The 24,735-nt window shown below is 34.1% G+C and carries 26 protein-coding genes; 11 read left to right on the top strand and 15 right to left on the bottom strand.

What is annotated here, in order from left to right:
- Window positions 1-27 precede the first annotated feature (27 nt).
- Both NU08_RS22235 and NU08_RS03630 read left to right on the top strand, forming a co-directional pair.
- A complete protein-coding gene (locus tag NU08_RS22235; RefSeq protein WP_165352402.1) occupies window positions 28-192 on the top strand; it encodes a hypothetical protein in 165 nt (54 codons plus the stop codon).
- Window positions 185-778: a zeta toxin family protein gene (locus NU08_RS03630; protein ID WP_129745903.1), complete on the top strand. Its 594-nt coding sequence runs from the start codon at window positions 185-187 to the stop codon at window positions 776-778. Before NU08_RS22235 ends, NU08_RS03630 begins: the two co-directional genes overlap by 8 nt.
- 92 nt (window positions 779-870) lie before the next feature.
- Here NU08_RS03630 and NU08_RS03625 read toward each other — a convergent pair whose 3' ends face one another.
- The 14 genes from NU08_RS03625 to NU08_RS03560 all read right to left on the bottom strand — a co-directional run bounded on the left by NU08_RS03625 (window position 871) and on the right by NU08_RS03560 (window position 16,817).
- Window positions 871-2,067 (bottom strand): aminopeptidase C, encoded by a 1,197-nt coding sequence (locus NU08_RS03625; RefSeq protein ID WP_129745902.1) that lies wholly within the window; start codon window positions 2,065-2,067, stop codon window positions 871-873.
- 213 nt (window positions 2,068-2,280) lie between these two features.
- Window positions 2,281-3,441: a BamA/TamA family outer membrane protein gene (locus NU08_RS03620; RefSeq protein WP_129745901.1), complete on the bottom strand. Its 1,161-nt coding sequence runs from the start codon at window positions 3,439-3,441 to the stop codon at window positions 2,281-2,283.
- 47 nt (window positions 3,442-3,488) lie between these two features.
- The gene (locus NU08_RS03615; protein WP_129745900.1) at window positions 3,489-4,454 is read right to left on the bottom strand and encodes a transporter; all 966 of its coding nucleotides are present in this window, start codon (window positions 4,452-4,454) and stop codon (window positions 3,489-3,491) included.
- Between the two features lie 65 nt (window positions 4,455-4,519).
- Entirely contained in the window at window positions 4,520-5,695 is a 1,176-nt protein-coding gene (locus NU08_RS03610; RefSeq protein ID WP_129745899.1) for a helix-turn-helix domain-containing protein, read from the bottom strand.
- A 125-nt stretch (window positions 5,696-5,820) separates the two neighbouring features.
- Window positions 5,821-6,402, bottom strand: coding sequence for a DUF4136 domain-containing protein (locus NU08_RS03605; RefSeq protein ID WP_129745898.1), 582 nt, complete (start codon window positions 6,400-6,402; stop codon window positions 5,821-5,823).
- Between the two features lie 271 nt (window positions 6,403-6,673).
- Window positions 6,674-8,053 carry a DUF2252 domain-containing protein gene (locus NU08_RS03600; protein ID WP_129745897.1) on the bottom strand — a complete coding sequence of 460 codons (1,380 nt, stop codon included), beginning with the start codon at window positions 8,051-8,053 and terminating at the stop codon, window positions 6,674-6,676.
- Window positions 8,054-8,097: 44 nt separating this feature from the next.
- Window positions 8,098-8,901: a hypothetical protein gene (locus NU08_RS03595; RefSeq protein ID WP_129745896.1), complete on the bottom strand. Its 804-nt coding sequence runs from the start codon at window positions 8,899-8,901 to the stop codon at window positions 8,098-8,100.
- Between the two features lie 63 nt (window positions 8,902-8,964).
- Window positions 8,965-9,978, bottom strand: a complete 1,014-nt coding sequence (locus tag NU08_RS03590; RefSeq protein ID WP_129745895.1) for an HAD family hydrolase — start codon at window positions 9,976-9,978, stop codon at window positions 8,965-8,967.
- Window positions 9,979-10,044: 66 nt separating this feature from the next.
- A complete protein-coding gene (locus tag NU08_RS03585) occupies window positions 10,045-11,724 on the bottom strand; it encodes an arylsulfatase (protein ID WP_129745894.1) in 1,680 nt (559 codons plus the stop codon).
- Window positions 11,725-12,285: 561 nt separating this feature from the next.
- Complete coding sequence (gene pyk / locus NU08_RS03580; protein WP_129745893.1) at window positions 12,286-13,719, bottom strand: pyruvate kinase; 1,434 nt, start codon at window positions 13,717-13,719, stop codon at window positions 12,286-12,288.
- Window positions 13,720-13,724: 5 nt separating this feature from the next.
- Complete coding sequence (locus NU08_RS03575) at window positions 13,725-14,213, bottom strand: IPExxxVDY family protein (protein WP_095930692.1); 489 nt, start codon at window positions 14,211-14,213, stop codon at window positions 13,725-13,727.
- A 125-nt stretch (window positions 14,214-14,338) separates the two neighbouring features.
- Window positions 14,339-15,079, bottom strand: a complete 741-nt coding sequence (gene rnc / locus NU08_RS03570; protein WP_129745892.1) for a ribonuclease III — start codon at window positions 15,077-15,079, stop codon at window positions 14,339-14,341.
- A gap of 10 nt (window positions 15,080-15,089) precedes the next feature.
- Window positions 15,090-16,343, bottom strand: a complete 1,254-nt coding sequence (gene fabF / locus NU08_RS03565; protein WP_129745891.1) for a beta-ketoacyl-ACP synthase II — start codon at window positions 16,341-16,343, stop codon at window positions 15,090-15,092.
- A gap of 237 nt (window positions 16,344-16,580) precedes the next feature.
- On the bottom strand, window positions 16,581-16,817 hold the full coding sequence (locus NU08_RS03560) for an acyl carrier protein (protein ID WP_007137004.1): 237 nt from the start codon (window positions 16,815-16,817) through the stop codon (window positions 16,581-16,583).
- A gap of 175 nt (window positions 16,818-16,992) precedes the next feature.
- Between NU08_RS03560 and purN the strand changes: the two genes are divergently transcribed.
- Window positions 16,993-17,556: a phosphoribosylglycinamide formyltransferase gene (gene purN, locus NU08_RS03555; RefSeq protein ID WP_129745890.1), complete on the top strand. Its 564-nt coding sequence runs from the start codon at window positions 16,993-16,995 to the stop codon at window positions 17,554-17,556.
- A 155-nt stretch (window positions 17,557-17,711) separates the two neighbouring features.
- Complete coding sequence (gene rnhA / locus NU08_RS03550; RefSeq protein ID WP_129745889.1) at window positions 17,712-18,191, top strand: ribonuclease HI; 480 nt, start codon at window positions 17,712-17,714, stop codon at window positions 18,189-18,191.
- Window positions 18,192-18,256: 65 nt separating this feature from the next.
- Here the strand turns inward: rnhA and NU08_RS03545 are convergent, their stop codons facing one another.
- A complete protein-coding gene (locus NU08_RS03545) occupies window positions 18,257-18,604 on the bottom strand; it encodes a DUF6249 domain-containing protein (protein ID WP_129745888.1) in 348 nt (115 codons plus the stop codon).
- Window positions 18,605-18,913: 309 nt separating this feature from the next.
- Here NU08_RS03545 and NU08_RS03540 point away from each other — a divergent pair, with 309 nt between their 5' ends.
- The 7 genes from NU08_RS03540 to NU08_RS03510 all read left to right on the top strand — a co-directional run bounded on the left by NU08_RS03540 (window position 18,914) and on the right by NU08_RS03510 (window position 24,577).
- Window positions 18,914-19,501, top strand: coding sequence for an RNA polymerase sigma factor (locus NU08_RS03540; protein ID WP_129745887.1), 588 nt, complete (start codon window positions 18,914-18,916; stop codon window positions 19,499-19,501).
- On the top strand, window positions 19,485-19,889 hold the full coding sequence (locus tag NU08_RS03535) for a hypothetical protein (protein ID WP_129745886.1): 405 nt from the start codon (window positions 19,485-19,487) through the stop codon (window positions 19,887-19,889). Before NU08_RS03540 ends, NU08_RS03535 begins: the two co-directional genes overlap by 17 nt.
- A gap of 8 nt (window positions 19,890-19,897) precedes the next feature.
- Window positions 19,898-20,761 (top strand): alpha/beta hydrolase family protein, encoded by an 864-nt coding sequence (locus NU08_RS03530; RefSeq protein WP_129745885.1) that lies wholly within the window; start codon window positions 19,898-19,900, stop codon window positions 20,759-20,761.
- Between the two features lie 138 nt (window positions 20,762-20,899).
- Entirely contained in the window at window positions 20,900-21,154 is a 255-nt protein-coding gene (locus NU08_RS03525; protein WP_129745884.1) for a hypothetical protein, read from the top strand.
- Window positions 21,112-21,453, top strand: coding sequence for a type II toxin-antitoxin system RelE/ParE family toxin (locus tag NU08_RS03520; protein WP_129745883.1), 342 nt, complete (start codon window positions 21,112-21,114; stop codon window positions 21,451-21,453). Before NU08_RS03525 ends, NU08_RS03520 begins: the two co-directional genes overlap by 43 nt.
- A 221-nt stretch (window positions 21,454-21,674) precedes the next feature.
- Window positions 21,675-22,598, top strand: coding sequence for a PfkB family carbohydrate kinase (locus tag NU08_RS03515; RefSeq protein ID WP_129745882.1), 924 nt, complete (start codon window positions 21,675-21,677; stop codon window positions 22,596-22,598).
- 80 nt (window positions 22,599-22,678) lie between these two features.
- Window positions 22,679-24,577 (top strand): amidophosphoribosyltransferase, encoded by a 1,899-nt coding sequence (locus NU08_RS03510; RefSeq protein ID WP_129745881.1) that lies wholly within the window; start codon window positions 22,679-22,681, stop codon window positions 24,575-24,577.
- Window positions 24,578-24,735: the final 158 nt, after the last annotated feature.

Here is a 24,735-nt window from a genome sequence, read left to right as displayed (position 1 = left end):
ATTTGTTTTTTGTAAATTTGCATTATTATGAAAGATATTTCTAACACATCCGAAAGAGTGCAATTTGCTTTAAAGCAAATGAGTAAAGTTATGCCTTCTGTAAAGAAGCAAGTGGCTGTTTATGAAAGAAATATAGCTTTAGGAAAAAATCAAAAAAATCCTCCAGTAGCTCCTCAATTCAAGAATGTCTAAACCTATTTTAACAGTTATTGCTGGATGCAATGGCTCTGGAAAATCTACTTTTTCTAAAGTGCTTTCTCCTGAAAAGTTTACTCCTTTTGATTACGATTTCTATTTTTTAAAATTTTATAACTCTTTATTTGATTCAGATGTAAGAGAAGAAATGGCTCACAGCTTAGCATTTAATGAATTGGAAAATCAAATTAAAACCGCTATTGCCAATAAATCTAGTTTTTGTTATGAAACTAATTTCAATTCAACTCCTCTTCACTGGCCTGATATTTTTAAAAATAATGGATATGACTTACAACTTATTTTTCTATGCCTAAATTCAATTCAAGAGGCAAAGAAAAGAGTTGCTATTCGTGTAGAGAATGGGGGACATTTTGTTCCTGAAAATGAAATTGAAAGGCGTTATCAAGATGGATATGCTAATCTCAATAAATTCTTCGATCATTTTGATTATGTTGACCTATATGATTCTTCTGCATATAAGGAACAACCTTCTTATGTATTATCCATTGAATCAGGTAAAATTCAATCAATAAATTATGTGCCAGATTATTTAAAAGATTTGATACCTAATGTAATTCCATAGAATTCGATGGAATTAAAATATAATCTAACTAAAGAAGCGCCACAATCCAAAGATTACGGCGCTTTTCTATTTTCTTAAAACTCTCAGGATAATTAAACCCCTAATTTCTTAGCAATTTCAGCAGGAATTCCTCCTTTGTTTACTAGTAAAGCAGTAGTTTTATATTTTACGAAGTTCTTAGTTACAAACAAGAAACCTTTGTAGTCGTTTGTTTCTCCCCAAGAATTTTTTACGATATAGTATTCTTTTCCAGTTTGATCTTTTGCAAGACCAATAATGTGCATTCCGTGGTCGTCTGTTGTTGTGTAGTTATCAAACGCTGCCTGACGCATTTCTGGAGTAATTTCTGGTTCAGCTTTTGGTCCGTTAAACATGTCTGCTTTTTCCTCAGCCGTCATATCGTCGAATTTTTTAGATGCTACGTAAGCTACACCGTTTTTCCAGCTAAAGCTTTTTTCGCTAACATCTGTTGCCCAAGCTACAGTATATCCTTTTTTAAGCGCATTGTCGATAACGTCTGTCATATCGTTCAATTTTACGTTGTAAACTTGATCCAATGACCAGTTGTCTGGCACCATCATAGTTGTTTTTTGGTAGTAAGGCGCATTTGTAAAAGAAGACATTTCTACGTAATCATCTGGGTTAATTCCTACTACTTCTTTAGCAAAAGATTGTGGCGTATAGTTTTTTCCTTTGTATGTAAAGTTTTCTGGCACTTTTCCTAAGTAAGAATCAATAACAGCAGAATATGCTTTTTGCCAGTTTGGAGTCAATTCTCCGTTCGGGTTTTTCACCACTGCTGCCAAAACACCTTCGATAAGAGCGCTCATTTCGGCAAATTTGTTTTTGTCTGTTCCGTAGTTTAATCCTGTGTAAACTTCTCTAGGCACAGTTCCGTATTTTTTGTACATATTAATTACATCGTGAAGAGCTCCTCCATCTCCAAGCGTAATTGCTCCGTGCATACGAACATAGTTAATTCCTTTTTCTACATACACATTTCTTGCAGAATAAATTTGAGAAAGCTCAACAGGCTGTTTTCCTAAACGAATCATTTCTGACTCTAAGAATGAGTTTGTTGAGTAGCTCCAGCAAGTTCCAGATGATCCTTGAGATTTTACCGATGTTGTTCCTAGGTTAATTACTTCTGTAAATTTGAAGTTCTCTTTACTTTTGTCGCTTGCATTTAGTTTAAGTGAATTTACTAAAATGTCTTGCGCAAAACAGCCTGCAGTTCCAGCCAAAAATATTGAAGCGGCAAACACTGATTTGAATGAAAATGTATTCATAAGTTATGTTTAAGATTTACTAAAATTAGTCTCAAATGTTTCCAATTTGTTACAAAACAATTAAATATTATACAATTTGTGTAATGTTTAGTTGTTAATATTTTCTTAATGGGTCTGATTATTAAGATATTTAACACAAAAAACCTCGATACAGACGCATCGAGGTTTTTTATTTTACAAACAACTTCTTACAAGTTTTTTCTGTTTTTGTACTTATCGCATCCAGTTGCTTCCAAAAACGATATAGTAAGCCCATTCTTCTGGGCCTTTGGCAACGTCTACTCCCATACGGAGTTTAAATTTTCTGGCTATGAGATATCTAAAGCCTGTTCCGTAGCTATAAACTACAGGTTTGGCAAAAGCCTGATCCCAATCGTTAAAAGCGCTTGCAAGACCTCCGTAGCCCATAAGACTCCATCTTCGATACAAATCCCATCGAAATTCTAACTCGCTCACAATACTGGTGTTTCCCATATATCTGGCTGCGGGAATTCCTCGCATATTAATTCCTGGTTTTAAATAAAAAGGCGGACTTCCCAACGCCTGCTCCCCTTCAATCCTTAGTCCGCCAATTAGAGTTTTCGCCAAAGGATAATATCCAATTGCCGATAAATTGATACGCCATGCCTGATAATCGCTCCCCAATGCTTTATCAGACCAGAAAAAATCGGTTTGGATTCTTATTCCTTTATCTGGCGTAAATATGTTGTCACGTCCGTCAAACTGAAGCGCGGCTCCAAGCTGACTTATCGTGCTTTTAATATCTTTTGGATCTACAAATGGCGGCGGAAGATCTAAATCGGGCAGGTTTATTTTGGAATTTAAAAATAAGTACTGCGGTCCTGCGCTCCATTTTGCATTATTAAATTGTTTGAGCCATTGCGTATAAAAAATGGTCGATTTAAAATTGAGCTTAAATTCTTCGTCATTATGATTCGGCAAATTATTGGCATAAAATGATAAATTCATGTCGCCATAAGCCGCAAAAGCACGATATAATATTTTTGGTTTTACCAATGTTGCCGAACGGAAAGCTCCTGCAAGCCAGCTTTTATTGGCTGTATACATTCCGATTCCTCCCGTAATGTCCGGGTTTATAAATCGTTTTTTACCGTTTTCATCCACAACCGGAGGGCGCTTTTTTAAGAAAATCGGTGCGACGGCTCCTCCAAATCCTCCAACGGCGGGTTCTGTAATAATGGTGGGCACAACTATAAATCCGTTGGCGTAAATAAGAAAATCACTTAAATCGAAAGCTCCGTCTAAAGAATCTTTCATAACGGTATGATGTTTCTGTGCATTTAAAGCATTACAAAACAAAAAAATCAAAAGCGAGAATAAGACGTTTCTTCTTGAAGATTTTCGGTTTTTCATAAGAATCGGAATTTTTAGTGCGGTTAAAAATTTATCTTATTCTAAGTCTATTTTTTCTTGAAACTGAAAACGTGCGCTAGCGTAATGAAAAAAGTATTTCCTTGAAATCTGTTTACGGCACCCAATTCTGAAACCCATCTAAAACCCGCCTGCGTCATACAGCCTAAATGAAGGTAATTAACCTCGGCGCCAAGCGCACTAACATGATCTTTGTCTGGTTCTAGCAGAAAGGTTCCAACTGGAATTTTATCATCGGATACTTTAAATTGGAAATAATAAATTAATCCAGCGTTTAGTATTCCTTTTGGCGCTGTTTTTTCTGCATTCATACAATAGAATGTTTTTCCGAGTCCGCCTTCCAAGCTTAAAATATCTCCCGTTTTTATGTCTGTGTCTTTCTTTTTACCGTTGATTTCGTAAGCAGCCAATGCTGAGAAATGGAATGTTTTTTTGTCATTAAAGAATAAGGTTGTTCCTGCCGAAAACTCATTCATAAACATTCCCAGTCCGCTGTTGTTGCTTCCGCCATATTCATATGTTCCTGTTGGCAGATACATTTGATAGCTAAAAACAAAATCGGCTCTCTTGTTATGCCAGCCTAACTGAACGGGTTGCACCAGCATATCTGTAAACGCAAAATTGCTCTTAGAATCGATAAAACTTCCTTGAATTGTATTGGATGCAAATGCCACTAAAACTGTAGCGCCATAATTGGCTCCCAGAATTTTAAAATCGCTTACATAATTGGCTCCAATTCCAGTTAAAAACATATTTAAATCAGGATTTCCAGTTTTATCGCCATCACCATCTCGCAGACAATTTGCCGTGTAGATATAACCAGGCACATACAAACTCAACGTTTTTTCTGGTGCCTGTGTACCCGACTGCAGTCCCGAAGACCCAAGAATATGCCCACCTTTTAATTGCGCATTACCATAAAGTGAAATTAAAAACAGAAACACTGCATAAGCCAATTTCATTATTTTATCCGAATGATTAATCTTTAATTTCATGGCAAATTATTTTGAATTAATACTGCGACAATAGCCTCTCATAATCACTTGATACAAAAGAATCTTTATTTAAAATAATACGATCCGGTGCGATCAGGATTTATTCGGATGGTTTTAAAATATTCTGAAGGAGATTTTCCAGTGTGTTTTATAAAGGCTCTAAAACATGTCGTTCGAGATTTAAAGCCAGAACCCCAAGCCATGCCTTCTAAAGACAAATCTTTCCATTCTGGATCGTTTATTTTGTCTTTAAAATATTCTATTCTTTTAAGATTAACATAATCCTGAAAATGAAGACCAAATTCAGAATTAATTAAATTGGACAAGTGATGCACAGATATTCCTGTTTCGTCTGCCAAATCTCTGATTACAAAATCTTTTTTTAAGAATAGATTTTTAGTAACTAAAACATGTTCTAGTTTTAAAAGGTATTCTTCTCTTTTTTCTATCGTCAATTCGTTTGTTATTGGAAGTGTATTTTTGGTTTCTTTTGTTTTTACCGCCATTGTATTGTCTACAACAAAATCGAATGTTTCTTCTTCGTCATGAAAAATTTGCGGTCTGAAATACAGCCAACCGACTGTAAAAAACAAGACAGAAGAAATTAAGAAATAGCAAGACAAATCTATAGCACCCACTTTTCTTGATAAAAAATGATGAACAAAAAGTGCCGAGAAAAGAAACAAAATCATAAGGTTATAAACCCTGATCCAATTTATTACTTTGGTTCTATGAAATTGGTTTCCTTTAAATTTTTTCAGATCATAGTTTAAAATCAACATGGTTTGAAAAAAGACATAGAAAAGCCAAATCGTCAAAGTCAAAATAGAAAATGGGTTTTTGATTTTAGCCGCTATAAAATCGACAATTTTTAGGTTAGTAAAACTTCCAACATATACAAAAAGCGTTAAAGCAAAGTATATAGCGAAAGGGATAAAATGCATCCAATCGTATTTTCTGAAACTTTTATTTGATGATAAAATGTTTCGAACATATAAGAATGAGCATGGCGCTGCCAGAAAAATAAATGATTTCGTAATAATAAATAAATCTGGAAATTCTTTAAAGATATTGGCCGACAGATAAAAATTGTAGATACTTACTACCGCCAAACTCAGTAGAAACATTCCCAAAAAGAAACTTTTGGAATAATTTTTTTTGGAAAATAAGACCATAATAGCAGTAGCAAGACCAGCAATTATGGCTATAAAGAAGAAAAGGGAGAGTAATATATCGATCATTTTTTTTAAGCTTAATGGTGGGAGATGTTTTTCTTAATATCTTAAAAATAGAATACGATGGGGGCGTATGCAGAAGGGTAAATAATTGTACTCGCCATTTGGGCAAGTACAATTATTTATTGCAATTATTTTTTAACTGCTGCTCCCGGAGGGAATCCAGCTAATATTTTTTTGATTGCATCATTGATGAATTGTTCAGGATTGTCTGGTTTGCTGTCAATTTCAGCATTTCCGATTCCTTGCCAAACTAGTTTGTCGGTTTTTGTAGATACGATATCTATTACCAGTGAGCCGTCAACATAATCGTAAGTATTGAATGTTGTGCTACCGCCACCCATCATGGCACCGCCGCCCCAATATCCGTATGGACGGTACATTCCGCCATAGCCATAAAAATTAGTATCGGCTGTCACTTGAGTTTTGTTTTTTAATATCGAAACCGCATTTACTTTTAAATCTGGATTACTAGATTCTGTAAAACCTTTTGCGAGCATTTCGTTTCGGATTGCTTTTGCAACACGATCAACATTTAACTGATTTACTTGGCCTTGCTGTGCTTTTAAGTCATAAACAGCAAAAGTTTTGTATTCGCTGAAGTTCGCAGCATGATCATAATCAGTTGTAACTTTTACAGTTGGAGAGCAGCTGTAAAACAAACCCAAAAATAAGATTGGGATTATACGAAGACTTGTTCTTTTAATATTCATGTTGTGGTATTTATTTAAATTAATAATTAAATCAGTTTAACTCGAATGTATTAAAATCATAAAAATCTTGAACGAAGGGGCAGAAACATCTAAATAATTTACCTATACAACACAAGTCATTACTAAACAATTACTTAGATCACTCTCAAAGATAAATCATTTTATTTAATTAACAGTATTAAATAAATAAAATCTTACTTTGTGTTCATTTGGCTTATTTCTGCTTAAGATTTTTAGTTTTTTTAATCTATTTACCTTGTACAGCTACATCTTAAATTTCGGCAGCTATTGGCAGTTTACCGTGTTTTATTGCTTCCAGCATTTTATTGTAATCCGATTCATTTTGATCTGCGTACAAAACCGAAAACTCAGAAATGGCATCGGCAAATTCGTCTGTATCTCCAATATAGCCCGAAATCATAGACGGATCTCCTGAGCGTGCATGAGCTCTTGCAAGCGCCCATCCGCAGGCTTTGGCATAATCTGCCATATTTTTGGGTTTCATAACTTCTAAAACCGGTTTTATTTTGGCATCTCTAAGCTGTCTGATATAGAAGAATCTATCTTTACTATCGTTTGTCCAGCCCAGAAACATATCAGATGCAGACTGCATTAGTTTTTGCCCCATTACAATACGTTCGCCTTGATGGCTATATTTACCTTTAATTTTTACATGTTCTTCGAGAACGCTTTTTCTGGCTTCTTTAAACTGTAAAAAAATAGGCTCGCCCGTAGCAGACATTAGCAAACTAATTCCGCAAAGAGTTCCAACACTTCCTACGCCCACCACTTTTATAACAATATCATGAAGTTTATATCTGCTCAACAAAATCTGCTTTTCTTCTGAGAGAGATTCTATATATCTTTTATGAATGATTTCACCTTCTTTGGCAACCAGTTTTTCAAGATCTCCGCTTGGATGAAAAATCAAAGGCGGTTCGTCTTTTATACGTGCTCTGGCTCCATCAAAATAAGTCATCTTTGCAAACTCCTTTTCGTGAGCGGTATATTCAGATGCTTTTTTAATTCTTTTTTGGTCAAACTCTTTGAGTTCTTTATCATGGCCTAATTCAATCAGTTCTGCTAAATCAATATCGGCATACCAAATTTGAAGCGCAGATAATTTACTGTAATCCAACATATGCCGTTTGTAACTATCGGCAACATGCCAAGCAAATTCTTTACAATTTTTATTGGAAAATTTTCGCCATCTTCCTGCAATAACAAAACTGGCTGCCAGTCGCTTTACGTCCCATTCCCAAGGTCCTGGAAACGTTTCGTCAAAATCATTGATATCAAAAACCAATTTACGTTCGGGAGTTGCAAATCCGCCAAAATTCATTAAATGGCAATCACCGCAAAGCTGTAAATTTATTCCCGATACAGAAGTATGAGCCAAATCAGTAGCCATAATCGCAGCTGCTCCTCTGTAAAATGCAAAAGGCGATTCCATCATTCTGCTATACCGAATTGGTACCAGACTTTCAACTCTTCCCACACTGGTCTGAATTAAAATGTCTACAGGATTTTTTCTATTCTTAAAAGAATTCCATTCCTGATGCTTTTCTAAAGGGACTTTTTTTCTAATTGAAGCTCCTTTTTCATAGCGTTCAGTTTTTGATGCAATTGGATCAAAAGGTTTTTCAGCCATTTGTTAGAATTTAAAATGATTTTTTCTAAAACTCTTATGCAGAATTACTGCGGAAATATAAATGCTACCACCGCTCGTAATCCCCAATCTGGTCTTATGTTTGAATGGCCTACAACCGGAATTAAAGGCATAACAGCAAATTGCATGGTCTGACCTCCTAATTTTGTAATTGCGCCAACGTTCGGGCTAACTGTAATAAGGGTTGTATTGCCCTGCCAGTTTTGAGTAATTTCTGAAGTAATTCCTAAACTCGCTCCGCTTTTGTAACTATGTGTTAGGAATATCTGAGTGTAGAACTGATTGAAATCTGCTCTATCTGCATTTCCTGCAACAGACCAGATTTGATTGGCTAAAAAACCAATAGAAAGTCCTTTTCCTTGATGCATTACCAAAACACTGGGTCCAATTCCGAATTTTTCTGTTCCTAAAAGTTTTTCTGTTGCCGTTGGCACTAAAAAAGCAGGACCGACACCTAAGATTAATCCTTTTGTTTTAGGAGCGAAAAACGCTGTCACGGTTGCATCGCTTAAACCAAACTCATGAGTATTTTCTCCCGTAACATCCTGCTGATCTACAACTGGAAGAATATAACGTGTAATCAAGTTTAGATTTTCACTTAACTTGAACGGAACAACAGGCTGTATATTGATCTGATATTTTGATCCATTATAAGCGCCAATTCCATAAGTAAGATTGTTTTGCAACGGAACGCTAATTAAACTTGCCACAGGATTTGCCATTTTATCGGCTAGTTCCTGTGCGCTGTTTCCCGGTTTTGCAGGTTCTTCTTGAGCTGAAATTGTAAAAGTGACAAATAGCAGTAATATTGCTAGAAAAGAATTTTTCATACGGCTCAAATTTTATTAATTAGAAAAACTTCAACTATTTGATCTGCAAACAATTCTTTTTCTCTACTCTGCAAAAACTTTTTTCCAGTCTTTCTGCATATCAACAACATGCCATTTATTTTTTGCAGCTGCATTTAATGAAGCATTATCCTTTTCCTGATATTTATACTCTCTTATTGAATCATTGTGATTTACAAGCAATTGAAAAGATGGATATTTATTTCCCTGCGAATAAGTTAGCATTGCAATATCTCCTGCTCCGCCTTCGTTACCGCAGGCAAAAACAGGTCTTTGCCCAATGTGCAATTGAATGCCGACAGGTTTTCCTTCTTTATCATTAAAATGATCTAAAGCCGCTTCTCGTTGAACCGCATTTTTAGTGGCATCATATTTATATTTAAAAGAAGTTCCTACAACTTGATCTTTTGGAATTCCGTAAAAATCTTGAGAAATTGCTCTTACCACTTCTATTGTTCCGCCAGTAACGATGTACGTTTTAAATCCGTTCGCGCGTAAATAGTTTAACAATTCCAATTGCGGCTGATAGCGTATTTGCTTCACAGGAACATTTTTACCAGGATATTTTGCGCCTTTAAAGAAATCATTAACTGAAGCTTCAAATTCATCTTCTGTCATTCCGGTATGAGTTGCTGCCACCAATTCTATAAGCGCTTTATCTCCTCCTTTTTCAAAGAAAGTTTTGTCTTTTTCTATTACTGCTTTAAAAGGCTGTTTTTGGGCTAATTCTGGCTTAGCTTCTACCATTTTCTGTACTCTATAAAAAGCGAAAAGTTCCTGTACATAAGGTTTTTCAGCCCATAAAGTTCCGTCATTATCAAAAGTCGCAATTCTATATTCTTCTGGAATAAAATCTGGACTTCCTTCTTTTGTTACTTTTTCTACATAAGCAATTATATCGCTTTTTAAAGCTCCGTCGTTCCAACTTGGCAATGGATCACCATTTGTTGCAGTAGTTGCTGTACTGTCTTTTGATTTAACATCTGTATTTTCTTCTGATTTTTTACACGAAATAAATAAAACAAGAAGCATCGGAATTAATACTATTTTTTTATGCATAACAAATACTATTAAGTGAAAAGAAACAGGACGTAAAAAGTCCTGTTTCTTGTAATTATCTATGATTTATTTTTTCTTTTTTGAAGGTGCCTCTTCTTCTTTTACCTTAGGAAGAACATTTTTCTCAATATATTGTTGTGCTTTAATATCTTTCATCGCTTCTTCCATAATAGTGTAAGCAGAGAAACTCGGCGGTATTGATCTTGGAGGATATTCTTTGAAAGTTTCGGCAAATACGCCCACATCATATATTGCACCATATACCATCTGAACGTGGTTCATAACCCAATCCCAATAGGTATTTGAAGTAAAATCGGCTCTTTCAAAAGGATCTTGGTATAGATTAAATATTTTTTGCAAACGAAGTTTCGTAAATGGCTCTGCCCAAACTCCAAGTGTACCAGCCAGACGCTGTTCTGCAAAAACATATTTATAATCACCTTCTCTTAAACCAACCAAAAGACCATCATCATCTGTATAGAAGAATTTATCTCTAGCACTTTTTTCTGTTTTTCCTAGTAAAAAGCTACTTTGGTCATAACCGTCTAAATGAACTTTATATGTTTTTCCGTTAGCATTATAGCCTTTTAAAAGTTTATTAACGATATCTGGTTCTCCTGCAATAGAAGCCAAAGTTGGAATCCAGTCATTGTGGCTCATTAATTCATTAGTAACAGCTCCTGGTTTAATATGCCCTGGCCAACGAACAATACAAGGTACACGGAAAGCTCCCTCCCAGTTAGTATTTTTTTCTGAACGGAATGGAGTCATTGCTCCATCTGGCCATGTATTCATATGAGGCCCATTATCTGTAGAATAGATTACAATTGTATTATCAGCAATTCCTAAATCGTCTAATGCTTTTAAGATGCTTCCAATAGTTTCGTCGTGTTCAATCATACCGTCAATATATTCGCTATCTCCGTGAGTATATCTTCCTCTATGTTCTTTTCTAACGTGCGTGCGAAGGTGCATACGAGTAGCATTGAACCAGCAGAAAAATGGTTTGCCTGCAGCATTTTGTCTCTTGATATAATCAATAGCAGCTGCAGAAGTTTCATCGTCGATAGTTTCCATTCTTTTTTTAGTAAGTGCTCCAGTATCTTCGATTTTTTGTTTTCCTACTCTTCCAAAACGAGGATCAGTTGTCCCATCATCGACATTTGTAGCAGTACATTTTAATACCCCTCTTGGTCCAAATTTTTTCAAATATGCAGGATCTTTAGGATAATCTGGCAATTCTGGTTCTTCTTCTGCATTTAAGTGATACAGATTTCCGAAAAACTCATCAAATCCATTCACCGTTGGCAAGTTTTCATTACGATCTCCAACGTGATTTTTACCAAATTGTCCTGTAGCATAGCCAAGGCTTTTCATAATTCCTCCAATTGAAGGATCTAACTGACTCATTCCCATTGGTGCCCCAGGATACCCCACTTTTGTAAGACCCGTACGAAGACCGTGCTGTCCTGTCAAAAAAGCGGCACGTCCTGCAGTACAACTTTGTTCTCCATAATAATGTAAAAATCTTAATCCTTCATTGGCCAAACGGTCTATATTAGGAGTTGTATATCCCATAAGTCCATCGCTATAGGCACTTATATTAGTTGTTCCAATATCATCACCCCAAAGCACCAAAATATTTGGCTTTTTGCTTTGCGCTATAATAGAAACCCCAGAAAAAAATAGTAACACAAATACCTGTAAGGCATTTGAAAATCCGCATTTTAATTTGACTTGTTTCATGATAAAAAAATTCGTTAATGACCTTGTTATTTATATGAGTTTGAAAATCCAAAAAAATTAATGGGAAAATTGAAGGCTTAAAAAAAAATCGAGGTTGCATTTTTTTGATGTGTTTCAAATTCTTTTTACTTAAAAATTTGGAACAAAACATTTTTAACTTTTTCTTAAGTATCTCAAAATTAACTAATAAATAAGCGAACAATCGAATTTATTTGACATGAGCTTGTTTCATTTTATAAAATGAAACAAGATATTTTGAGAATTTGCAATAAAATGTTTCATTTTATAAAATGAAACATTTTGAAAAGTAAGAAAATATACCTATTATATTTTTTTATTAAATGCACAAAAGAAATGTTCGATAAGGAAAGAAAGTTTTTGATTAAATAATTTTAAGAACTTAGTCAAAAGGAAATAAAAAGGTCAAAAAATCAATTTGAAAAAAACAACAAAAAGATAAATATCGAATTAGGAATTTGAATTGCTATTTGAAGAAATTTTTTAAAAACAAAAAAGCCACTTAAAAAAGTGGCTTTTTTGAAATTCATTTTTAAAGAATTGTTATTCGATTTCAGAAACTCTCATCGTGTTAACCATTCCTTTATCTTTAATTGGCATTGCAGCAAGGTTGATTAAATAATCTCCTTTTTGTGCATAACCTTTATCGATAGCAATTTGATTTACATCTGTTACAGTATCGTCTGTACTTTCTTCATTATCATAGTAGAAAGATTTAACGCCCCATAATAAATTCAATTGTGTTAAGATTCTTCTGTTTGAAGTAAATACTAAAATATGAGCTGTTGATGGTCTCCAAGCCGAAATTTGGAAAGCCGTATAACCACTGTTTGTTAAAGTACAGATTGCTTTAGCTTCGATTTCGTTAGCCAATAAAGCTGCTTGGTGGCAAACTGTTTTAGTAACAAAACGTTTCGTTTTAATTTGTGGTGTATTTTGAGGAACCTGAATAAGCGGTGAGTTCTCAACAGCTTCACAAATTTGTGCCATTCTTTGGATAACTTGTACTGGGTAGTTTCCTGTAGCAGTTTCTCCAGACAACATTACAGCATCTGCACCGTCCATTACTGAGTTCGCAACGTCGTTTACCTCTGCTCTAGTTGGAGTTAAACTTGTAATCATTGTTTCCATCATTTGTGTAGCAACGATAACAGGAATTCTAGCCGTTTTAGCTCTTCTGATCAAATCTTTTTGTACCAATGGAACTTCGTGAGCAGGAAGCTCAACACCAAGATCTCCACGAGCAACCATTAAACCATCGCAATATGCTACAATTTTATCCATATTCTCAAGAGCTTCTGGCATTTCAATTTTAGCAACGATTGGAATTTTATATTCTGAATGCTTAGCAATTAATTCTTGTAAGTCTTGTAAATCGCGAGGAGTTTTCACGAATGAAAGGGCAATCCAGTCAACTTTTTGCTCGATTGCAAAAATAGCGTCAGCGATATCTTTTTCAGTTAAAGCTGGTAAAGAGATTTTTGTGTTTGGAAGATTAACCCCTTTTTTAGATTTTAATTCTCCACCTTGAATAACTTTAGCAACAACCTCAGTTTTTTTATCTGTAGATACGATTTCGAAAATAAGTTTACCATCATCAAGCAAGATTCGCTCTCCTGGGTTAACATCATTTGGGAAATTCTGATATTTCATGAACACTCTTTTTGATGTTCCGATAATATCTTCGGCAGTTGTAAAAGTGATTTCGTCTCCATCGTGTACAACTGTACCTTCTTCCATTACACCAACTCTAAGTTTTGGTCCTTGCAAATCTCCTAAAATTGCTGTCGTGTAACCAAACTCTTCGTTTAGTCCTCTAATGATATCGATTTTTTCTTTTACTCCTTCGTAATCTGCATGCGAAAAATTGATTCTAAACACATTAACACCTGCATCGATCATATCTTTAATGATCTCTCTTGTACTACAAGCGGGGCCAAGTGTAGCAACAATTTTGGTTTTCTTGTTTGTTAGCATTTTTTTTAAAAAATTAGATTGTTTTTTGATTTTATTTTGTCTGTATCAACGGCATAAATAGCCGCAATACTTTCTATTGTGTTTAATTTTTGTTGAATTTCTGAAAAATTAAGCGCCTCTTCGCTATTATCAATTTTCAGGAAAAAATCGACTTTTTTAAATTCAGGAAGTAAATGAATTGTTGTCGAAACCTCACTTGTTTCATTAGAAAACAAATTCTGAAAATCATTTGTACTCACAGAAATGATTTCATTTTTATTCTGAATTAAATTCCAGGAAACAGCTTTTTCTTCATCATAATAATAGAATCTCGAAAAATTTGCTTCACCTTCCTTAGTCTGAGCATGGATCTCGTTTTTGCTCTTACTTAAGTTGATCGGAAGGATTTTATTGATAAAATAGGCTAATCTATAATCTTCTAATGAAGTATGAATTGCCATTAAATAATAATCAATTTCGTCAAATTCGTCTAAATCCAATTTATGAATAGCCATGTCTTGAAAAATCAAGTTGTAAATATACTATTTCTAAACGGAGCATCAACAGTTATGACATGCTTGTTTTGTTAAATTATAAACGAAAACGATGTAGCCTTGTGAGAGTTACAACATTTTTGCAGCTATTTCTTGTCAATTTTTTCTTGAAACGCAAAATAAGCTCTCTGCGATGCTTTTTCTTCTGCTTTCTTTTTTGAAGTTGCTCGCGCTCTTGCGACAACTTTATCATCGATACTCAATTTAACTCCAAATAAACGCTGGCCATCTATACCGTTATCTTCAAAAATGTCATAATGGAAAACTCTTTTTTCTTTCTGGCACCATTCGATAACAAGACTTTTATAACTTATAACTTTTCCTTCTAGTCGCGCAATGTCAACATAAGGCGTTACTACCCTTTTTTGGATGAATTTCTCGCAAAAGGTATAGCCTTTGTCTAAATAAATAGCTCCTATAAGGGATTCAAAAATATTACCATGAATATTTTCTCCAAAATGCTGAATCGGCACTTTACTTTCTACAAACTGCACTAAATTTAAGTCTTTGCCCAATTCGTTCAAATGTTCACGACTCACAATTTTTGAACGCATTTTGGTCAAATAACCCTCGTCTCCATTTGGGGCTTTATTAAATAAATGTGCAGCAATTACAGCACTTAACATGGCATCTCCTAAAAATTCTAAACGTTCATAATTAATAGGATGACCATTCTGATCTAATTTATTAGACGAACGATGTGTAAAAGCTCGTCTGTAAAAATCTATGTTAGAAGGCTGAAAACCAAGAATTTTCTGAATAGTGTCAAAAAAAATCCCGTCTTCTTGAGAACGGGATTTCGAAAATATTTTTTTGATAATATTCATATACAGAAAATTAATCAGCTAGTTTTTTAAACAATACGCAAGCATTGTGTCCACCAAAACCAAATGTATTACTCATAGCAACATTTACTTCTCTTTTTTGAGGTTTGTTTAGAGTAAGGTTTAAAGATGGGTCAATGTTTTCATCAACAACTGTATGGTTAATCGTTGGAGGAACAATTCCGTGTTGCATTGCCAAGATAGAAGCGATAGCTTCAATCGCTCCAGCAGCACCAAGCAAGTGTCCTGTCATTGATTTTGTAGAGTTAATGTTGATGTTTTTAGCATGATCACCAAAAACAGCACTAATTGCCTTTAACTCAGCAACGTCTCCTAATGGAGTAGAAGTTCCGTGAGTGTTGATATGATCTACCTGATCAGGAGTCATTCCGGCATCTCTCAATGTGTTTTCCATTACTGCGATAACTCCAATTCCTTCCGGATGTGGTGCAGTTAAGTGATAAGCGTCAGAAGACATACCTCCACCGCCAATTTCACAGTAGATTTTTGCTCCTCTTGCTTTAGCATGTTCATAATCCTCAAGAACCAAAGCTCCTGCTCCTTCTCCTAATACGAAACCATCTCTAGTTGCGTCAAAAGGTCTTGAAGCTGTTTCTGGGCTTTCATTTCTTGTAGATAAAGCGTGCATTGAACTAAATCCTCCCATACCAGCAATTGTAACAGCAGCTTCAGAACCACCAGAAACAATAACATCGCACATTCCTAAACGAATGTAGTTGAAAGCATCAATTAATGCATTTGCAGAAGATGCACAAGCAGAAACCGTAGTATAATTTGGCCCCATATACCCGTTACGCATAGAAATATGTGCAGGAGCAATATCGGCAATCATTTTAGGAATAAAGAAAGGGTTGAACTTCGGAGTTCCATCACCTTTTGCGTAATACAATACTTCTTCTTGGAAAGTCTCTAAACCTCCAATTCCTGCTCCCCAGATAACACCAACTCTTTGTTTGTTTACGTTATCATTTGTGATTCCAGCATCTTTAATAGCTTCATCACTGGCAGCAATTGCGTATTGTGCAAATTTATCTAATCTACGAGATTCCTTGCGATCCATGTAATCTTCAATATTGAAGTTTTTTACTTCGCAGGCAAATTTCGTTTTGTGTTTCTCGGTATCATAATATGTGATTGGAGCGGCTCCGCTAACTCCATTCACAAGTGCATTCCAATATTCCTGGATATTATTCCCAATAGGAGTAAGTGCACCTAATCCTGTTACAACAACTCGCCTTAATGCCATAAATATGTATTTTGTACTTTAAACAAATAAAACCCACGCTTTCTTAACTTATTGTTACTTAAGAGCCATGGGAATTACAATATAAATATATCTTTTTGATTGAAAATCAATCGAAATTTAAAATTTAAAAAAAATAATAACACCCGACTCTTAAAAATTTCAAAAATCAAAAATCAAATTCCAATTGGAATTTGGAATTTCAAAAATTGGTACTTTTAGAAATCGGGTGTGGTATTATTATTTTTTTGCTTCTTCGATATAAGAAATAGCTTGACCAACAGTAGCAATGTTTTCTGCTTGATCGTCTGGAATTTGAATATCAAATTCTTTTTCGAATTCCATAATAAGCTCAACAGTGTCTAGTGAGTCAGCTCCTAAATCATTAGTGAAGCTTGCTTCTGTTACAACTTCGTTTTCGTCAACACCTAATTTGTCTACGATAATCGCTTTTACTCTTGATGCAATGTCTGACATAATCTTTAATTTTAGAATTTAATTTGTTGGCAAAAATAAAAAACTTTATTTTAAAACAACTATTTAGTTTATAAATGTGACACTAATTTATAAAATTAATTTCAAGAAAGGTCTTTTAAAGCTATTTATTTTCGTTTTTTATTCCGTTTTTTGCACTCTCAAAACACACAACTTTATGAAAAAAATTATTGTTTTTGCCTCAGGATCAGGAACTAACGCAGAGAACATTATAAAATATTTTTCGAACACTGAAATTGCAAAGGTCGTTTCGGTCTTTACAAATAATGCTTCGGCAAAAGTGATTGAAAGAGCAAAAAATCACCAAATTCCAGTCGAAATCTTCGAAAAAAACGAACTTTTGGAAAGAAAAGTGCTACAAAAAATACAAAAAATCGACCCAGATTTGATAGTTTTGGCTGGATTTTTACTCAAATTCCCAGAAAACATAATCGAACAATATCCAAATAAAATAATCAATATTCATCCTGCACTTTTACCTAATTATGGAGGCAAAGGAATGTATGGAATGCACATACACAGAGCAATTGTAAACAATAAGGAAAAGGAAACTGGAATATCTATTCATTACGTTAACGAAAACTACGACGAAGGCGCTATTATCTTTCAGGCAAATGTAGCTTTAACAGACGAAGACACTCCAGAAACGGTTGCAGAGAAAATTCATGAACTGGAACAAAAACATTTTCCAGAGATTATTCATAGAATATTAGAAGAATAGATTTTAAAATTGAAACCATATAAGTAATGTAAGGCAATTTAAGATTGCTTTCGAAAATTTAGATAATCAAATACGCTAAAATTTAAAAGCCTTAGAAATATAAGTCTCTACTTTAAATGAACTTTTATTACTTATATGGTTAACAAAAAAAATAAATGAATCACGAAGTACATATATATACAGACGGCGCTGCAAAAGGAAATCCAGGAAATGGCGGTTATGGAGTCGTGATGGAATTGGTGGGCACACCGCATAAAAAAGAATTCTACGAAGGTTTCCGCCTTACTACTAATAATAGAATGGAGCTTTTGGCTGTAATTGTGGGTTTAGAAAAACTAAAAAAGCCAAATATGAAAGTCCTCGTTGTATCAGATTCTAAATATGTGGTGGATTCTGTAGAAAAGAAATGGGTGCTTGGCTGGGAGAAAAAAGGCTTTGCAGGAAGAAAAAATGCAGATCTTTGGAAACGTTTTTTAGTCGTTTACCGCAAACACCAAGTCGATTTCAAATGGATTAAAGGGCATAATAATCATCCGCAAAATGAGCGTTGCGATCAATTGGCTGTTATGGCATCTATGCAGCCTAAACTTTCGATTGATTCTTATTACGAAAACATCGATTCTAAGTTGCTATAAAAAAGATAACGTATCGAAAACCTAAATTCTCGATACGTTATACTAAAATTACTAATTATTAACTATTATTCTTTATCTAAGTCTTTTGCAGTTTTAAATCCTGTCAAAAGCCCGATTCCAGCCATTATGAAAATAATTGAAGGATAAACCGCACCATCATTAAGAGATGTATAAGTGGTGATTAATAGCGCAAGAAAAATTCCAACACCGCTTCCTATTAATAAGAATGCTAGATTTACTACAAAGATTTTCCAAGCTGGAACTCCACTTCCCTTTCCTTGCAAAAAGATACTGGCATCTACCCCTTTTTCTATTAGAGCCAGACGCTCTCTGTTTCTTGTTGAATAAATTAAATAAACGATCCCGAAGATCATTAAGAAAAGACTGATTGGAATTAAAATTTTTTCGTCCATGATATTTTATGTTTTTAATTGATTGATATACCTCATATGACGAGGGTTTTTAAAATGAGGTTACAACTTTTGGTAAAAAATTTAAAATTTTAAATTCCAAATTCCAAAACTAACTGATTATCAATTAATTTTGATTCTGAAAAACTTTGTCAAAGTTTTAAACTTTGACAAAGCTTATACTATTATATAATAAGTATAATTTGAATTTTAACTCTGATAGTTATTGGATTGGAATTTGGGATTTGCTTTTTGGAATTTATTTTTCAAATTCCTTGTAACCTAAACAAACAACTTGTCGTCCTATATAATATGAGCACATTAACTGATCAACATTATATCGATAAAATTCTGCAGGGCGAGACGAATGCGTTTTCCGTTCTTGTGGATCGTTATAAGGATATGATTTTTACTTTAGCACTTAAAATGGTGAAAAACCGTGAAGAAGCCGAAGAAGTTGCTCAAGACACTTTTATAAAAATTTATAGTTCGTTGACAAAATTTAAAGGAGAATCTAAATTTTCGACTTGGATTTATAAAATTGCTTACAATACATGTTTGGATCGATTAAAGAAAAACAAGAAAGACGATTTGAATATTTCTATAGATGATTTTTCTTCTCATTTAATCAAAACAATGGACAATGCATTGAGCGCATTAGAAGAGAAAGAACGAAAGCAGACCATTCAGAAATGTTTAAATTTATTACCAAGTGATGAAAACTTCCTTTTAACTTTATTTTATTTTGATGATCAGAATTTAGAAGAAATTGGAAAGATTATGAATATATCGGCCAATAATGCCAAAGTGAAATTATTTAGGAGTCGACAGAAATTAGCCGTAATTTTGAGACAGCAGTTAGAACCAGAAATAATAGAATGTTATGAAAGAGAGCGATAAAAATATAGAACAACTTATTGAGAAAATGATGGCTGAAGATAAACTGCAGTCGCCATCGATAGATTTTACTTCTAAAATTATGGCTGAAGTTCATGTATTAGAAGAGAAAAAACTCAAAGCATACAAACCATTAATTTCTAAACCAATTTGGATATCGATTGGCTTGGCTGTAGCGGCATTAGTGATTTATGTTTCTTTATTCTCCGTTTCAAATAATGATTTAAAAATTGATGAAATCGGGAAATTGTATTCTGATAGAGTATTAACGGCATTTTCAGGAATTCATTTTTCTAAAAACATCTTGTATGCCATTTTGATTGTTCCAATTATGATTTTGGTTCAGGTTGGAATTTTAAAGAATTATTTCGACAAGAAGTATCAACTATAAATTTAAAAATGAAAAATAAAACGGCCTTATATTCGCTCTTAATGTTATTGCTGTTTGTCACTAATTATGCATCAGCAATTCCATCAAATTTTACTACTAAAGAAATAAAATTTGTTAGCGAAGGGATTTCACTCGCTGGGACTATTTTTACACCAAACAATATACAAGCTGCCGTTGTGATTGTTCATGGATCTGGACAAGAAAAAAGAATGATAGACTTTGCTACAACTCTAGCCAACAATGGAATAGCAGTTTTGACGTATGACAAACGCGGAGTTGGAGAATCAGGTGGCGTGTATGCAGGGCCTGAAGTAGGAACGAACAATGTGGATTTCGCCAATCTAACTCTTTTGTCTTTAGACGCAAGTGCTGCCGTAAATACATTATCTAAATCCTTATCAAATACTAAAATATCAATCGGTTTAATAGGCGGAAGTCAAGCTGGATGGATAATACCATTGACTGCTGAGAAAAATAAGAAAGTTAAATTTATGACCATATTTAGCGGAGCTCTTATAACAGTTAAAGAACAATTGAGATTCCAATTTTATACCAATGAAGACCAAAAATTCTGGGATACGCATTCAGAAGAAGAGGCAAGAAAACATGTATTCAATGATCCTGACAAATATGAGTTTATCGATACGAATCCTAACGATGTTCTTTCTAAATTGTCAATTCCTGGATTCTGGATTTTTGGAGGTAAAGATATTCAAGTTCCTGTGAAACTATCCATCGAATATCTAGATAAATTAAAATCCACAGGAAAACCTTATGAATATAAATTGTTTCCAGATTTAGGACACAATACAGCATTTTCAAAATCTGAAGAACCTATGAAAGACGCGGTCACTTGGATTAAAAGGCAATAGCATTAACTACAACATATATTGAGATTTCTAGAAAATTATTTGCAAGAAGTGCTTCTTGTAAAATTGTTAAAAAAACTTATATCACTGATGATGAATTTATTTATCGTATTTTTGTAAGGTTCATTAAATGATTGAAAAATGATACAAAAAACCATTACTCCTAAGGACAAAATTGTCAATCTTTCATTTGAAATTCCAAAAAACTATGTTGGAAAATCATTGAAAGTATCGATTGATTTCGAAAATGAAGTTGATCAAATTGAAAGTAATTTGTCCAAAGAAGACTTTGTTAAGTGGATTGAAAATGCTGAAAAATCCAAAACAATGTCTTTAGAAAAGTTTAATGAGAAATGGGAAGAAAAAAAACAGAAGATACAAAACAATATACGTTAGATATTTCCGAGAATTATTTCCAAAACTTAGAAGAGATTGTCGATTATATCGCTTTCGAAAAGCACCAACCTTTAAATGCTATTAAAATTGGTAATGGAATAAACAAAACAATGAATAAAATTATTGAGAATCCCTTAATTTATTCTGAATGTGAAAATCTTCCAACAAAATCCAAAATTTACAGAGAAGCAACTTATAAAACTTGGTTAATTGTATTTAAAGTTAAAAATTATCACATTACAATTCTTGGCGTTTTAAGTGGAAAACGAAAATCTTCCTCATTTAAAAAAATAAGATAGAAATATAACTTGTAAATTATTCGCAATTATTTTCAAAAAACTTGCATCTTAAATTCAAAAAACCTATTATAATCACTACTAAAAATCAATTTTAACCCATTCATTTACAATAGTTTTACTCCGAAATCGTTGTCATTTTTTTAAGAAAATTTTGAGAACCTAAACCGTTGCAAGATTGTAACTTATGAAGTATCTTTGCACCCTAATTCGAAATTCATAAAATGAATAAACTATTGATTGTTGGAACAGTTGCTTTCGACGCGATTGAAACTCCTTTTGGAAAAACAGATAAAATATTAGGTGGTGCTGCAACCTACATCGGATTATCAGCGTCATTTTTTAACTTGCAATCGGCCATTGTTTCTGTAGTTGGCGACGATTTCCCTCAAGAACATTTAGATCTTTTAACTTCAAAAAATATTGATATCTCTGGTATCGAAATTGTAAAAGAAGGAAAGACTTTTTTCTGGAGCGGTTTATACCACAACGATTTAAATTCTAGAGACACTCTTGTAACAGAGTTGAACGTTTTAGCTGATTTTCAGCCAAAAGTTCCTCAAAACTACAAAGATGCTGATGTTGTGATGTTAGGAAACTTACACCCATTAGTACAAAGCAGTGTTTTAGACCAAATGGAGAAAAAACCAAAATTAGTAGTTTTAGACACTATGAACTTTTGGATGGACTGCGCTCTTCCAGAATTATTAGACGTTATCAAACGTGTAGATGTTATTACAATCAATGACGAAGAAGCGAGACAACTTTCTGGTGAATATTCATTAGTAAAAGCAGCTGCTAAAATCCAAGATATGGGACCAAAATATGTGGTGATCAAAAAAGGAGAACACGGAGCACTTTTATTCCACAATAGAGAAGTATTCTTTGCACCAGCTTTACCATTAGAAGATGTTTTTGATCCAACAGGAGCTGGAGACACTTTCGCAGGTGGTTTCTCTGGATTTATTGCGCAAAGCGAAAACATTTCGTTTAACAACATGAAGAATGCAATTATTTACGGTTCAAATTTAGCTTCGTTCTGCGTAGAGAAATTTGGAACTGAAAGAATGGAATCATTAAGCAAAGCCGAGGTAGCGATTCGATTACAGCAATTTAAGTCGTTAACTCAGTTTGACATAGAAATATAATGCCTAAGAGCCTCGATAAAACGGGGCTTTTTTATTACGAACACACACAACTTACAACAACACACAAATAACAAAAAACAATGAGCGACGCTTTAAAACACGAATGTGGGATAGCTTTAGTTAGACTACTTAAACCGCTTGAATATTATAAAGAAAAATACGGAACTGCTTTCTACGGAATCCAGAAGATGTATTTAATGATGGAAAAACAGCACAACCGCGGACAAGACGGTGCTGGTTTTGCGAGCATTAAATTTGATGTTGATCCAGGGCAGCGCTACATCAGTAGAGTTCGCTCTAATCACGCACAACCCATACAAGATGTTTTTAAACAAATCAATGAAAGAATCAGCGAGGAGTTAAAAGCACATCCAGAATTGGGAGACAACATGAAAGAGCTAAAAGCAAATATTCCTTATGTTGGAGAATTGTTTTTAGGTCACGTTCGTTACGGAACTTTTGGAAAAAACAGCATCGAAAGCGTTCACCCATTCCTGCGTCAAAGCAACTGGATGCACCGTAACCTGATTTTGGCAGGAAACTTTAACATGACAAATGTTAAAGAACTTTTCGAAAACTTGGTTGAATTAGGGCAACACCCAAAAGAAATGGCTGATACTGTTACAGTAATGGAAAAAATCGGTCACTTCTTAGACAAAGAAGTAATGCAACTATACCAAGATTGTAAAGCTGAAGGCTATTCAAAAAGAGAAGCTTCTCCAGTAATTGCGGAACGCTTGGATATTGCTAAAATATTAGCTCGTTCAGCTAAAAATTTAGACGGAGGTTATGCTATGGCTGGTTTATTAGGCCACGGTGATGCATTTGTTTTTAGAGATCCAGCCGGAATTCGTCCAGCTTATTATTACCAAGATGACGAAGTTGTTGTGGTAGCTTCTGAAAGACCAGTTATTCAAACTGTATTCAATGTTCCTTTTGAAAGTGTTCAGGAAATCAATCCAGGAAATGCATTAATTATCAAGAAAAATGGTAATGTTACCATGAACCAAATCTTGGAACCAACTACTTTAAAAGCTTGTTCTTTCGAAAGAATCTATTTTTCAAGAGGAAGTGATGCTGAAATTTATCAAGAACGTAAAAATTTAGGAAAATTTATTTTACCTGCTGTTCTTAAAGCAATTGATAGCGACACAGACAACACTGTTTTCTCTTATATTCCGAATACAGCCGAAACATCATTCTATGGTTTAGTTGAAGCTGCTCAGGATTTCTTAAATCAGAGAAAAAACAATTATATTCTAGAAAATAGAAATACATTAACTGCAGAAACACTTCAGGAGCTTTTATCTGTAAAAATACGTACAGAGAAAGTAGCTATTAAAGATGCTAAACTTAGAACTTTTATTACTGAAGACAGCAGCCGTGACGATTTAGTGGCTCACGTCTACGATGTTACTTACGGTGTAATCAAACCAGAGGATAACTTGGTAATTATAGACGATAGTATCGTTCGTGGTACTACATTGAAAATGAGCATCATTAAAATGATGGATCGTTTAAAACCAAAACGTATTGTAATCGTTTCATCTGCTCCACAAATCCGTTACCCTGATTGTTACGGAATCGATATGGCAAAGCTAGAAGGTTTAGTTGCTTTTAGAGCAGCGCTTGCTTTATTAAAAGAAAGAAACTTATACCATATTGTAGACGAAGTTTATGCTAAATGTAAAGCTCAAGAAAATTTCGCAGACAAAGACGTTGTTAATTATGTTACAGCAATCTACGATCAATTCAGTGACGAAGAAATCTCAGATAAAATTGCAGAAATGTTAAGCTCACCAGAAATCAATGCTGAAGTAAAAATCATCTTCCAAACAGTAGAAGATTTACACAAAGCATGTCCTAAAAATTTAGGTGATTGGTACTTTACCGGAGATTACCCAACTCCTGGTGGAAATAGAGTTGTAAATCGTGCTTTCATGAATTTTTATGAAGGAAAAGACGCTCGAGCTTATTAATAAAATACTAACAAAAGGTTAAATTGTGCATTTCATCGGTTTTTTTTGCCGTTCATCCTGTTTCTTTGGTAAAATTGAAAAGCTACAATACTTTTGAGATACCATAACATTAGTAGGTTAAGTTTATGGTAGATTTGGGGCAAAAAGGGTGGAAGAAA

The sequence above is a fragment of the Flavobacterium anhuiense genome, from assembly GCF_004151235.1.
Taxonomy (GTDB): Bacteria; Bacteroidota; Bacteroidia; order Flavobacteriales; family Flavobacteriaceae; genus Flavobacterium; species Flavobacterium anhuiense_A.
This window is presented reverse-complemented; position numbering and strand designations above follow the sequence as displayed.